Raw genomic sequence first — 12731 nt, 5'->3', positions numbered from 1 at the left:
AGCCGCATGCCGGACGGGGTCCCGCGCCCCTTCGGGGTGCTCATGTGCGGGCCGCTTCCGTCAGTGCCGGCCAGGCTTCGGCCAGGTGTGCGTGGTCCTCGATGTCCGACTCGGCCTCTTCCAGTAACCGGGCGCGCTCTGCGAAGAGTTGCCCGGCGAACACCTCGTACCGGCCGCCCAGTTTGCGGTACGCCGTGTCGATGCGGTCCAGGCGCCAGATGTTCTCGGCGCGGTCCAGGGCGGTGCTCTCGCGCAGGAACCCCACGATCCGGTCGGGCCGCACCCGGTGCCGCTCGTCCAGCAGGCCGGCGCCTTCGGCGGCCATGCGGTCGTAGACGTGGTGGAGGTACAGCATCGACAGCAGGAACTTCACGAAGCGGCGCTGGTAGGCCGGGAAGCCGGTGGCGGTGCGGCGTTCGGGGGTGTGGAAGTTCGCGATGTGGCGGTTGTGCAGGATGCCGGGGAGACCGGCGTCGTGGACCAGGTGGAGGAGGAAGTAGTCGCTGCCGATGGTGTCGGTGGCGGGTGGCAGCGGGATCCGTTCGTAGACCGCCCGGTGGAAGGCGACGTTGCACATGTCGACACGCATGGGGTCGACCCGGGTGAGTACCGCCCGGTCGTGCGTGAACGGTGCCGTGCCCGCGCCGGTGAAGGACTCCTCGACCAGGCGCCGGGTGCGTTCCTCCGGCCAGTGGCCGGGTGCCCACAGGCTGACGACGTCGTGGTACACGCCCTCGTCCGTCCGGCGTATCTCCCCTAGGTCGACGGAGAGTTCACCGATGAAGGAGGCTCCCGCGAGTGACACCGGCCGGTCCGCCGGCGTCGCGCCGAGGTCGGTGCGCAGGCCCGCGGCGGTGGCTTCGGCGGCGGGCCGGCCCAGCCAGGGCAGCTCGTGGTGGACGGGGAACACCGGTCGCCCGGCGTGGAGTTGGTAGGCGCTGTCGGAGTCCCTGCGGTGCAGCGAGTGGCAGCCGAGGGCGGCGGCCAGCAGGAAGGCGCGGTTGGTGCAGGCGCCGTAGGAGACGGCCGGCGGGAGCAGGAGACGCAGCAGGCGGCCAGGGCCCGGCAGGCCGGCCCGCGCGACGGTGCGGCGCAGGAAGGTGCGCTGGGCGTCCTCGTCGAGGTGGTGGACGGTGACGCCGGGGGCCGGGTGGAGTCCGGCGACGACACGGGCGTGCTCGGCGCGGGTGCGGGCGTCGGAGGAGTCGAGGATCAGGAGCTGCACGTCGGCGCCGTGGTGGCGCGCGGCGTAGGCGGCCTCGTCGTTGAGGGCGGTGAGAGTGGCGGGGCAGGCCCGGTTGGTGGGCAGGCAGAGGCAGATGCGCTGGTTCACCGTGCCTCTTCCGCGGCGGTGGCCCAGGAGTCCAGGCCGAGCAGTCTGCTGCCGAGCGGGGTGAGCGTGGCGGGGCCGTAGCGGCGGGCCTCCGGCTCGCGGGCGTCGCCGAGGAGGGTGGCGTTCCAGTCGGGGGTGGCGAGGGTGCGCCAGGACTCCACGCGGGAGTCGCGCAGGGCGGTGTGCTCCTCCAGGGCGGGCATCATCGACAGGTACTGGACGGCTCGGACAGCGTTGTCGGAGAGGTTCGGCGCCACGCCGTGCGCCAGCAGTCCGTTGAAGATCAGCAGGTCGCCGGCCTGGAGGTCGGGGCGGACCACCGGGAACTCGGCGCGGTCGGTGCCGGGCCGGACCGGGTCGCGGCCGGCCGGCTGGGCCACGCGCCACTCCTCGAAGCGGCGGAAGAGTTCCGGGGCGCACTGGAAGCCGCCGAGTTCGGGCCGGGTGTCGCTCAGGGCGAGGATGCCCTGGACGCGCTGCGGGAGCACGGCGAGCGTGGTGTCGACGTCCCAGTGCAGCTCGATGTCGAAGCCCTCGTCGGCGGGCTCGATCCGGGAGCGCGAACGGGTGCGGATGTTGGGCGGGTTGAGGTTCAGCCGGTCCAGGGTCACCCACAGCTCCGCGCAGTCCCACACGTCCACGAACGCGTCGTAGACGCGCCGGGTCTGGCGGCTGTCCCAGAGGAGCTGGTGGTGGTAGGCCTCGACGAAGCCGTAGATGTACAGGTGCCGGTCGAGTTCGGAGCGGAACTCGGGCTCGGCGTACCAGGTGTCGGGACGGTCGGGGTCGAGGCCCTGGAAGCGCCAGGCGAAGTCGAGGAGTTCCTTGGCCTCGCCGGGCGTGACGGCCTCGCGGACGACGACGTAGCCGTATGTCTGCCAGAAGGCGAAGTCCTGTTCGGACAGCACCCTGAGGGGCTGGGACTTCTCGATGTGGCGCAGCGGGGTCGGGGCGAGGTAGGTCTCGCCGTCGGCGCTGAAGTAGGGGCGGCCGGAGGCCGCGCGGTGGAGGTGGGGGTGGGGCGTCTGCATGCGATTCCTCTGGAACACAAGGTGCGGTTGGGATCCGGGAAAGAGCAGGAAACGATGAGGAGGCCGCCCGCGCCCGCGGGCGGCCTCGGGGCCCGTGGGTCAGTCGGTGACGACGGCCTCCGCCGCCGCCACGCCGCAGACCCGGGCGGCGCCGTAGGTGGCGATGTGCAGGGCGCCGCGCGGGGCGGCCTGCGGCAGGCCCATCTCCACGACGACGGTGTCGGGGCGGGCGGCGAGCAGGGTGTCGAGGGCGGCGCCCATCCAGGGGTGCCGGTGCTCGTCGCGGACCACGGCGACGATCCGGCGGCCGTCGGCGGCGGCGAGGGCCGCGGTGCCCGCGCCGTCGCCGGTGAAGGTGCCGGCGGCGGTGCCGGGCAGCAGCCGCGCCAGCTCGGCGGCCACGCCCCAGGGGGTCTGGTCGCCGACGGCGATGTTGGGGGCCGGGTTGAACCGGGCCACGTACACCGCACCGGTGACCGGCGCGGCGGTCGCGCCGCGGGTCACGGTCAGGGCGCGGCGGGCCGCCACCAGGCCGATCTCCGGGTGCGGCTCGGTGTCCGCCGCGCCGCCGCGGGCCCTGGCCGTCCACCGGGCCAGTGCGCGCACCCGGGCGGCGGCGTCGGCCAGCCGCTCCTCGGGCAGTTCCCCGGAGCGTACGGCGGCCACGAGCGCGTCCCGCAGCTTCAGCACGGTGTCCTCGTCGCACAGCCCGCCGCCGACACAGATGGCGTCGGCGCCGGCCGCGATGGCGAGGACCACGCCGTGTTCCAGGCCGTAGGTGCCGGAGATGGCGCGCATCTCCATGCCGTCGGTGACGATCAGGCCCTGGTAGCCGAGTTCGCCGCGCAGCAGCTCGGTGAGGATGCGGCGGGAGAGGGTGCCGGGGCGGTCGGGGTCGAGGGCGGGTACGAGGATGTGCGCACTCATGATCGCCCGGGTGCCGGCGGCGATGGCGGCGCGGAACGGGGGCAGTTCGCGGGCGTAGAGGGTGTCGGCGTCGACGTCGATGCGGGGGACGGCGTGGTGGGAGTCGACGTTGGTGTCGCCGTGGCCGGGGAAGTGCTTGGTGCAGGCGGCGACGCCGGTGGACTGCAGGCCCTCGACCCAGGCGGCGGTGTGCCGGGCGACCAGGTCGGTGCTCGCGCCGAAGGACCGCACCCCGATGACGGGGTTGGCGGGGTTGGCGTTGACGTCGGCGGAGGGCGCCCAGTCGAAGGTGACGCCGCAGGCGGCCAGGCGCCGGCCGAGCTCGCGGGAGACGGCCCGGGTGAGGCCGGGGTCGTCGACCGCGCCGAGGGCGTGGTTGCCGGGGAAGGCGGAGCCGGTGCGCACGTCGAGGCGGGTGACGTCGCCGCTCTCCTCGTCGATGGCCACCAGCAGGTCGTCCCGCTCGGCGCGCAACTGGGCGGTGAGGGCGGTGACCTGTTCCTCGCTGACGACGTTGCGGCCGAACAGGGCGACGGAGGCGAGGCCCTCGGCGAGGCGGCGGCGCACCCAGTCGGGCGCGGTGGTGCCGTCGAACCCCGGCTGGAGGACGGCGAGGGCGTCGCGGCTGAGGGTGGGACCCGCGGCGGAGCCGCTGTCGGACCCCGTGGTGGCGAGTGTGGTCATCGGCGGGGTCATCCCTTCACGGCGCCGTCGGTGAGACCGCTGACAGCCTTGCGTTGCAGGAAGATGAAGAGGATCAGGATGGGCAGCGCGAACAGGGACGAGGCGGCCATCGTGGCGCCCCAGTCGTCGCCGAAGGCGGTCTGGAACTGCGACAGCCACAGCGGCAGGGTCTGCTTCTCGTTGTCCTTGTTGAGGATCAGGACGAGCGGGAACTCGTTCCAGGCGGTGATGAAGCCGAACAGCGAGGTGGCCATGAGGCCGGGCGCGAGCAGCGGGAAGATCACCCTGCGGAAGGCCTGGACGCGGGTGCAGCCGTCGACCATCGCGGACTCCTCCAGCTCCTTGGGCACGGCGGCGACGTAGCCGCGCAGCGTCAGGATGGTCAGGGGCAGCACCATCATCGTGTAGAAGACGGTGAGCGGGACCAGGCTGTCGAGCATGTCGTTGTCGCGGACGATCATGTAGATGGCGATGATCATGACCTCCCAGGGGGCCATCTGCGCCAGCATGAAGGTCACGATGAGTCCGCGCCGGCCCCTGAACCGCATCCGGGCGAGCGCGAAGGCGGCGAACAGGGCGATGACGAGGGACAGCAGCACCGAACAGAGCGTCACGGTCACGGAGTTGCCGACCAGCGTCCAGAAGTTGTCGGCGTGGACGGCCTTCCCGAAGTGGCTGAAGGTGACGTTCGTCGGGAACCACACCGGGTTCTCGGAGATGATGTCGCCGGTCGGTTTGAAGGCCGTCGCGAACATCCAGTAGACGGGGAACACGAAGCCGGCGAAGAGGACGACGGCGGTCGCGTTGGGCCACAGACGGCCGAAGAGCGAGCGCTTCACAGTTCGTCCTCCTCTTGCTTGAGCACCATGCGCAGGTAGTACGAGGTCATGACGAGCAGCACCGCGATGGTCAGGAACGAGATGGCGGCGCCGACGCCGAAGTGCTGGTTGCCGACGCCCTGGACGAAGGCGTAGATCGGCAGGGTCTCGGTGAGGTGGTCGGGGCCGCCCTCGTTGATCGCGAAGATCTGGGCGAAGGCCTTGAAGATCCAGATGACCTCCAGGAAGGTCGTGGAGTACAGGAAGGGCCGCAGGACGGGGAAGGTCACCGAGGTGAAGCTCTTCCAGGCGCCGGCGCCGTCCAGGGACGCGGCCTCGTACAGCTCCTTGGGGATGGTGGTGGTGGCGGCGTAGAGGTTGATCGCCACGAAGGGGACCGAGCCCCAGACGAGCAGCAGGATGATCACGGTGAACGTGGAGGTCTGGGTGCCGAACCAGTTGTAGTCGGCCATGGAGTGCCAGCCCAGCTTGTCCAGGACCCAGTTGACGACGCCGAAGCGCTGGGCGAACAGCCACTGGTAGACGGTGGTGGCCGCGATGACCGGCATGGCCCAGGCGAGGACGAGACCGATCATCAGCAGCAGCCGCATCTTCTTGCCGAGGCGGGCGAGGAGCAGCCCGGTCAGGGTGCCGATCACCATGATCAGGACGACGTTGACCGCGGTGAAGACCACCGAGCGCTCGACGACGTCCCAGAAGTCCGAACCGGTCAGGACCTCTTTGTAGTTGTCGGTCCCGTTCCACTCGGTGAGGTGCTGGATGAGCTGGCGCGGGTTGAGGTTCTGGAACGACAGCATGCCGTTCTTGGCCAGGGGCCAGCCGAGCAGGACCACCGTGGCGAGCAGCGCGGGCAGCAGGAGGAGGTAGGGGGCGGCGGTCCCGCGGCGGGCCGGGGACCGGGAGCCGCGGTCCTCACCCCTGGGCGGTTCCGGTATCCGGGTCTTGCGGACAGCGGGCTCCCCGGCCGTGTCCGTGCCTTCGGTCTGCACTGACATGAGTTGCCATCTCTTCCGTGGCCGTACGAACTCCCTGTGCCGCGGTGGGAACGGCACAGGGAGCCGGGGACGCCCTGTGCGGCGCCCCGGCGGGACATCAGTTCTGCTGGGCCAGGCGCTTGTTGATCTCGCCCTCGACGTCCTTGGCGGCCGCCGCGGGAGCCTTACCGCCCAGCACCGCGGTCATGTAGGACTTGATCGGGTTCGGGGTGTTCTCCACCGCGGCCCACTCCGGGATCAGCGGGGTGGTGCCGCCGCCCGCGGCGGCGGGCGCGGCGGCCTCGGCGGCGCCGTTGCCCTTGAGGTTGCCCTGCAGGGACGTCTTGTTCGGGATGACGCCGTTGAGCTTGGCCAGTTCGCCCTCGTACCGGTCGGACAGGGCGATCTTCAGGAACTCCTTGGCCAGCGACTGCTTCTTGCTGTTCTGGGCGACGGCGAGGTTGGAGCCGCCGAGGAAGACGCCCTCGGGCTTGTCGGCGCTCGCGCCGGGGATGGTGAAGTAGCCGAGGTCCTTCTCGATGGCCTTGTCGGCCTGGACGGCGGTGCCGGCCTCCCAGCCCATTCCGATGAACGCGCCGGTCTTGCCCTTGGCGAAGATGGTGGCCTGCTGCGGGGTGGCCTCGTCCTTGTCCTTGGGGGCCTTGGAGTAGGAGGCGTACTTCTTGTAGAGGTCCATGGCCGCGGCGACCTTGGGGTCGGCGAGGTTGGAGACGTACCTGTCGCCCTGCTTCTTCACCAGGTCGCCGCCCTGGCCGATGATCAGGCCGTCGAGGAAGTACCAGTTCTGGCCCGGCAGGTAGAGGGGCTCGGCGTCGGTCTTCTTGCCGATGGTGTCCAGGTCCTTGAAGAACTCGTCGCGGGTCTTCGGGGTGCCCTTGATGCCGGCCTTCGCCCAGATCTTCTTGTTGTAGATGACGACGCGGTTGGCGAAGTACCAGGGGGCGGCGTACTGCTTGCCCTCGTACACCGAGGACTGGGAGACCGAGGGCGTCCAGTCGGCGCCGGTCTCCTTCTTGAGGTCGGCGAGGTCGGCGAGACCGCCGGTGGCCGCGTAGGCGGGGGTCTGGGTGTTGCCGACCTCCAGGACGTCCGGCGGGTTGTTCTCGGAGAGGGCGGTGGTGATCTTCTGCTGGATCCCGTCCCACTTCTGGATCTCGAACTTCAGCTTCGCGCCGGTCTTCTTCTCGAACGCGGCCTGGACGTCCTTGGTCCACTGCGGCGGCGCGGAGCCGTCCATGGTCCAGACCGTGAGCGTCTGGCCCTTCCAGCTGTCCGGTCCCGCGTCCTTGCCGCTGTCCTTGCCGTCGTTTCCGCCACACGCCGCAACGGAGACCATCATGCCCGCGATCACGATCGCGGCAGCGAGCTTGCGCTTCACGCCACCCTCCTCAGGGATGCCACTAACCCCCCACGCCCTCGGCGGTGACCTGCGTACGACGCTGTTGCACGTAGGGCTCGGGACCTGGCCGCTAATGGTGTAGACCAGTACGGTGGAGCTTGGCCTAGACCTTTCGGGGTGTCAAGGGTGGCCAGGGAAGCCGATTCCGGCCGTTACGAGAACGTCACCGGAGCGCGTCCGTCCACATCCGCCCCTTTCGCCCGGCGTCCGGCTGGACCTGGCCCGGCGGAGGCGAGTTGGACTAGACCATAGGGCAGTTGGTCGCTATAACGGGAGACCGTCGACACAGCCGGGAAGGCAGGCATGACCACCGACGTCAGCAGCGCCCAGCCGTACTCAGGGGCGTCCGGCCGCACCGCGCGCGTCCCGAAGTACTACCGGATCAAACAGCGGCTGCTCGCCATGGCCGAGGACTTGCAGCCCGGCTCGGCGATGCCGGCCGAGCGGCTGCTCGCCGTGCGGTTCGACACCTCACGGACCACCATCCGGCAGGCGCTCACCGAACTCGTGGGCGAGGGCCGCCTGGACCGGATCCAGGGCAAGGGCACCTTCGTCGCCCAGCCCAAGCTCTCCCGGACGCTCCAGCTCACCTCGCACACCGAGGACATGCGCGCCCAGGGCCTGACGCCCGCCTCGCAGGTGCTGGACATCGGGGAGGTGCCGGCGGACGAGAGGCTCTGCGGACTGCTCGGCATCGGGATCGGCGAACGGGTGCTGCGCATCGAGCGGCTGCGGCTGGCCGGCGGCGACCCGATGGCGATCGAGACGACCCATCTGTCCGCGCGCCGCTTCCCCGGCCTGCGCGCGTCCCTGGCCACCTACCCGTCGCTGTACACCGCGCTCGCCGAGGTCCACGGCGTCCATCTCGCGGAGGCCGACGAGACCATCGAGACCTCGCTGTCCACCCCGCGCGAGGCGCAGTTGCTCGCCACCGACGTGGGCCTGCCGATGCTGCTGCTGTCCCGCCACTCCCGGGACGCGGAGGGCCGGCCGGTGGAGTGGGTGCGCTCGGTCTACCGGGGTTCCCGCTACAAGTTCGTGGCCGCCCTGCGCAGACCCGACGGCCGGGTGGTCCGCCGCGGACCGGCCGCGGCGGACGGGGACGTGAGCGGTCGCGCCTGACCCGGCGGCGCGGCCCGCGCGCACCCGGGGCACGTGGCCGGCGGCGTGGCGGGAGCCCGGTCACTTCCGGGTGAGCGTGATGTCCTTCGCCTGGACGGCGTGGAAGGACGGCAGCAACAGCAGGCCGCTGGAGCGCAGCTCCGTCACCGTGGCCTGGACGTGGACCTTGCCGGCCTTGAAGGAGTCCGGCGAGACCTTCCCGGTGTTCTTCCACCGGTGCTCGGCGCCGTCGCACCGGGCGACGCTGCCGCCGATGCCGTACACGGTCTTGCTGTCCTTGTCGCTCTGGCTGACCGCGGAGCTGACGAAGGCGGCGCCCGTCGCCCCGGTGCACCGGTAGGTGCCGGAGAGGGTGACGGTGCCGTCCTCGGTGATGTGGCCGGTCTTGTCGACGGTCACGGTCTCGGACGCGCCGGCGGCTGCCGGGGCGACGGCCGCGCACAGCAGGGCCGCGGTGCCGAGGGCCGCGGCGAGGGCGGGGCGAGCCGGCATGGGGTACCTCCCGGTGTTCGTGAGCTCAGGGCTCCACTCGTACCGGGCGGCCGGTCCGGCAGGCGTGATAGTCACTCCTTCGGTGGCGCGTCTTGGAACCGTCCGGGAGTTGTCCGCGTGTTGTCACGCTTCACGACAGGCGGTTCCGGGGCGTTCACGGCGGGAGCATGGTCTGGGTATGCGGGTGCCGGCCGAACGCGCCGGCCCCCTCGCCGCCGATGTGGAGGTGCGCCATGTGCTCCTGTCCGTCCTCCCTCTCCGGGTGCCCCGTGTCCCGCACCGGCACGCCGCACCCGGTGGCCGCCCACCCCGAGCAGGGCTGGACCCTGCTGTGCGACGGCTCCATCGTCTTCGACGACAGCGGGGAACTGCACCCGGACGGCAGCGTGGTGCCGCCCCGCCGGGTCCCGGCCGAGCGGCTCGCGGTGGCCGCCTGACCCGGGCTCCCTACGGCAGTACGGCGAACCCGTCCAGCTCCACCAGAGCCTGCTCGTCCCACAGCCGTACGACCTCCACGACGGCCATCGCGGGATAGTCCCGGCCCGCCGACTTCCGCCAGATGCGGCCCAGTTCGCGGACCTGGTCGCGATAGGCGGCCACGTCCGTGGCGTACACGGTGACGCGGGCGAGGTCGGCGGGGGTGCCGCCGGCCGCGCGCAGGGCGGCGAGGAGGTTGGTGAGGGCCCGCTCGAACTGCTCGGGGAGTGTCCCCCCGGTGATCTTGCCGTCGGGGTCGAGGGCGGTCTGGCCGGCGAGGAACACCACGCGTGAGCCGGTCGCGACGACGGCGTGCGAGAAGCCCGTGGGCGGGGACAGCTCGGGCGGGTTGACGCGCTCGGTGCTCACCGGGCCTCCTCCGGTCGTGCCGTGGCGTACAGCTCCTTGGCGATGATGCCCCGTTGGACCTCGCTCGCCCCCTCGTAGATGCGCGGGGCGCGCACCTCGCGGTAGAGGTGTTCGAGGAGGTGGCCGCGGCGCAGGGCGCGGGCGCCGTGCAGCTGGACGGCGGTGTCGACGACGAACTGCGCGGTCTCGGTCGCCAGCAGTTTGGCCATCGCGGCGCGCTTCGGGACGTCGGCGGCGCCCTCGTCGTACGCGGTCGCCGCCGCGTACACCATCAGCCGAGCCGCCTCGGTGCGCAGCGCCATCTCGGCGACCTGGTGGGAGACGGTCTGCAGGTCCCGCAGGGTCCCGTGGAACGCCTCGCGCCGCCGGGTGTGCGCGACGGTCGCGTCCAGGGCGGCCTGGGCCATGCCGACCGCGAAGGCGCCGACGCTGGGCCGGAAGAGATTGAGGGTCCCCATGGCGACGGCGAAGCCGCGGTCCCTCTCGCCGAGCACGTCGTCGGCGCCGACCGGGACGGCATCGAAGTCGAGGGCGCCGATGGGGTGCGGCGAGAGCATCTCCAGCGCGCTGCCGGTGAGGCCGGGCCGGTCGGCCGGGACGAGGAACGCGGTCACGCCGCGGGCTCCGGCACCGGGTGTGGTGCGGGCGAAGACGGTGTAGAAGTCGGCTTCGGGGGCGTTGGAGATCCAGCACTTGACGCCGGTGAGCCGCCAGCCCGCGCCGCCGTCGGGCTCGGCCGCCAGGGAGAGCGCGGCCGCGTCCGAGCCGGCCCCGGGCTCGCTCAGCGCGAAGGCGGCGACCGCGCTGCCGTCGGCGACCCGGGGCAGCCAGCGCTCACGCTGCGCGGGGCTGCCGTGGGCGTGCACCGGATGGGCGCCGAGTCCTTGCAGGGCGAGGGCGGTCTCGGCCTCGGTACAGGCCTGGGCGAGGGACTCGCGCATCAGACACAGGTCGAGGGCGCCGGAGGTGAACAGGCGTGCCAGGAGCCCGAGTCGGGCGAGTTCCACGAGGAGCGGCCGGTTGACGTGTCCCGGTTCGCCCTTGTCCGCGAGCGGGCGCAGCCGTTCGGCGGCCCGTGTGCGCAGCTCGGCACACCAGGCGATCTGCTCGGGTCCGAGTGAGAATGCGGGCACTGCCGGTCCTCCCTCCGGGGCGGGCCGCCAGGACCGTACCCCGTCGCCGTCCGGGCCGACGCCACCGCGGCGCCTCCCGTCCTGTCCGGGGGCCGGCCACCGACCCCCTCCCGCCGCCGTCCGCGGCGGGCCGTCACGCCCCCTCACCACTACCACCCGGAGCGGGCCCGGGCCCTGTTCACCCTCACCGTCCGGGGCGGGCCGTCGCGGCCCCCGTCCTCTCACTTCCCACGTTATCGCGCAAGCTTGACTGCCGTCACCAACACGATACGCTCGAATCGCGAGCCCATCACGACGCCCGTCTCGACGCCAGCCACGGCAAGGGGGCGAACCGCCATGCATCGCTCGGCCCACGTCGACACCTTCGCGCGCGACCATCTGCCGCCGCCGGACGAGTGGCCCGAGCTGCGGTTCGACCTGCCGGCGCTGCGCTACCCCGACCGGCTCAACTGCGCCGCGGAACTCCTGGGCCACGCCGACCCTGCCCGCCCCGTCTTCCACACCCCCGACGGCCCCAGCTGGACCTACGGCGACCTGCGCGAGCGCGTCGACCGGATCGCGCACGTGCTCACCGGCGACCTCGGCGTGGTCCCCGGCAACCGGGTCCTGCTGCGCGGCCCCACCACGCCCTGGCTCGCCGCCTGCTGGCTCGCCGTCCTCAAGGCGGGCGCGATAGCGGTCACCGTGCTGGCCCAGCAGCGCGCGCACGAGCTGGCCACGCTGTGCGACATCGCCCTGGTGCGGCACGCGCTGTGCGACATCCGCTCGGTGGACGACCTGGCGAAGGCCGACATACCCGGGCTGCGGATCACGACGTACGGCGGTGACGGCCCCGACGACCTCCTCAACCGCCCCGGACCCGGCACGCCGTACCCGGCGGTCGACACCGCGGCCGACGACGTGGCCCTGATCGCGTTCACCTCGGGCACCACCGGTCACCCGAAAGGGTGCATGCACTTCCACCGGGACGTGCTGGCGATCGCGGACACCTTCTCGGAACATGTGCTGCGCCCCCGGGCGGACGACGTCTTCACCGGCAGCCCCCCGCTCGGCTTCACGTTCGGCCTGGGCGGCCTGGTGGTCTTCCCGATGCGGGCCGGCGCCAGCTCCCTGCTCCTGGAGGAGGCGGGCCCGCGCCGGCTGCTGCCCGCGATCGCCGAGCACGGTGTCTCGGTGCTCTTCACCGCCCCGACCGCCTACCGCGCCATGCTGGAGCTGCTCGACGGGTACGACCTCTCGCCGCTGCGGCGCTGTGTGTCGGCCGGTGAGAACCTGCCCGCGGCCACCTGGCGGGCCTGGCACGACCGCACCGGCCTGCGCGTCATCAACGGCATCGGCGCGACCGAGCTGCTGCACATCTTCGTCTCCGCCGCGGACGAGCACATCCGGCCGGGCACCACGGGTGTTCCGGTGCCGGGCTGGCAGGCGCGCGTGCAGGACGCGGAGGGCACACCGGTGCCCGACGGCGAGCCCGGCCTGCTCGCCGTGCGCGGCCCGGTCGGCTGCCGTTACCTCGCCGACCCGCGACAGCGGGAGTACGTGCGGGGCGGCTGGAACGTCACCGGTGACACCTATGTCCGCGAGCCCGACGGCTACTTCCGCTATGTGGCCCGCGCCGACGACATGATCATCTCCGCCGGGTACAACATCGCCGGACCGGAGGTGGAGGACGCGCTGCTGCGGCACCCGGACGTGCTGGAGACGGCGGTCGTGGGCCGGCCCGACGAGACCCGCGGACACGTGGTCGTCGCCTACACGGTGCTGCGCGACGGGGCCGCACGCGACCCCGAGCCCCTGCGCGCCTTCCTCAAGTCCGAGCTGGCGCCGTACAAGTGTCCGCGCGAGTTCGTCTTCCTGGACGCCCTGCCCCGCACGGCCACCGGGAAGCTCCAGCGGTTCCGGCTTCGCACCGAAGGTGACCGGCAGTGAC

12 protein-coding genes are annotated in these 12731 nt (G+C 72.0%); 3 read left to right on the top strand and 9 right to left on the bottom strand.

Features of this window, described 5'->3' with window-relative positions:
- Positions 1–40 precede the first annotated feature (40 nt).
- From IO33_RS0125885 to IO33_RS0125860, 6 genes are all read right to left on the bottom strand, one after another.
- Positions 41–1333, bottom strand: a complete 1293-nt coding sequence (locus IO33_RS0125885; protein WP_031169134.1) for a DUF6271 family protein — start codon at positions 1331–1333, stop codon at positions 41–43.
- Positions 1330–2364 (bottom strand): phytanoyl-CoA dioxygenase family protein, encoded by a 1035-nt coding sequence (locus IO33_RS0125880; RefSeq protein ID WP_031169132.1) that lies wholly within the window; start codon positions 2362–2364, stop codon positions 1330–1332. The genes IO33_RS0125885 and IO33_RS0125880 overlap by 4 nt, the downstream gene beginning before the upstream one ends.
- A gap of 99 nt (positions 2365–2463) precedes the next feature.
- Positions 2464–3975 carry a glycoside hydrolase family 3 protein gene (locus tag IO33_RS0125875; RefSeq protein WP_031169130.1) on the bottom strand — a complete coding sequence of 504 codons (1512 nt, stop codon included), beginning with the start codon at positions 3973–3975 and terminating at the stop codon, positions 2464–2466.
- An 8-nt stretch (positions 3976–3983) separates the two neighbouring features.
- Positions 3984–4814, bottom strand: coding sequence for a carbohydrate ABC transporter permease (locus IO33_RS0125870; RefSeq protein WP_031169129.1), 831 nt, complete (start codon positions 4812–4814; stop codon positions 3984–3986).
- Positions 4811–5809, bottom strand: coding sequence for a carbohydrate ABC transporter permease (locus IO33_RS0125865; RefSeq protein WP_031169128.1), 999 nt, complete (start codon positions 5807–5809; stop codon positions 4811–4813). The genes IO33_RS0125870 and IO33_RS0125865 overlap by 4 nt, the downstream gene beginning before the upstream one ends.
- Positions 5810–5906: 97 nt before the next feature.
- Complete coding sequence (locus IO33_RS0125860) at positions 5907–7187, bottom strand: extracellular solute-binding protein (RefSeq protein ID WP_031169127.1); 1281 nt, start codon at positions 7185–7187, stop codon at positions 5907–5909.
- Between the two features lie 324 nt (positions 7188–7511).
- On the opposite strand from IO33_RS0125860, the gene IO33_RS0125855 reads away from it, so the two are divergent.
- On the top strand, positions 7512–8330 hold the full coding sequence (locus IO33_RS0125855; protein ID WP_031169125.1) for a GntR family transcriptional regulator: 819 nt from the start codon (positions 7512–7514) through the stop codon (positions 8328–8330).
- A gap of 60 nt (positions 8331–8390) precedes the next feature.
- Here the strand turns inward: IO33_RS0125855 and IO33_RS0125850 are convergent, their stop codons facing one another.
- Positions 8391–8822 carry a DUF6299 family protein gene (locus IO33_RS0125850; RefSeq protein ID WP_031169123.1) on the bottom strand — a complete coding sequence of 144 codons (432 nt, stop codon included), beginning with the start codon at positions 8820–8822 and terminating at the stop codon, positions 8391–8393.
- 233 nt (positions 8823–9055) lie between these two features.
- Between IO33_RS0125850 and IO33_RS0125840 the strand changes: the two genes are divergently transcribed.
- A complete protein-coding gene (locus tag IO33_RS0125840) occupies positions 9056–9259 on the top strand; it encodes a DUF5999 family protein (RefSeq protein WP_031169122.1) in 204 nt (67 codons plus the stop codon).
- A 10-nt stretch (positions 9260–9269) separates the two neighbouring features.
- Here the strand turns inward: IO33_RS0125840 and IO33_RS0125835 are convergent, their stop codons facing one another.
- Both IO33_RS0125835 and IO33_RS0125830 read right to left on the bottom strand, forming a co-directional pair.
- Positions 9270–9668: a RidA family protein gene (locus IO33_RS0125835; RefSeq protein ID WP_031169120.1), complete on the bottom strand. Its 399-nt coding sequence runs from the start codon at positions 9666–9668 to the stop codon at positions 9270–9272.
- On the bottom strand, positions 9665–10801 hold the full coding sequence (locus tag IO33_RS0125830) for an acyl-CoA dehydrogenase family protein (RefSeq protein WP_031169119.1): 1137 nt from the start codon (positions 10799–10801) through the stop codon (positions 9665–9667). Before IO33_RS0125830 ends, IO33_RS0125835 begins: the two co-directional genes overlap by 4 nt.
- 336 nt (positions 10802–11137) lie before the next feature.
- Here IO33_RS0125830 and IO33_RS0125825 point away from each other — a divergent pair, with 336 nt between their 5' ends.
- Complete coding sequence (locus IO33_RS0125825; protein ID WP_031169116.1) at positions 11138–12730, top strand: AMP-binding protein; 1593 nt, start codon at positions 11138–11140, stop codon at positions 12728–12730.
- Position 12731 lies beyond the last annotated feature (1 nt).

It is taken from the genome of Streptomyces durhamensis, from assembly GCF_000725475.1.
Classification (GTDB): Bacteria; Actinomycetota; Actinomycetes; order Streptomycetales; family Streptomycetaceae; genus Streptomyces; species Streptomyces filipinensis.
This window is presented reverse-complemented; position numbering and strand designations above follow the sequence as displayed.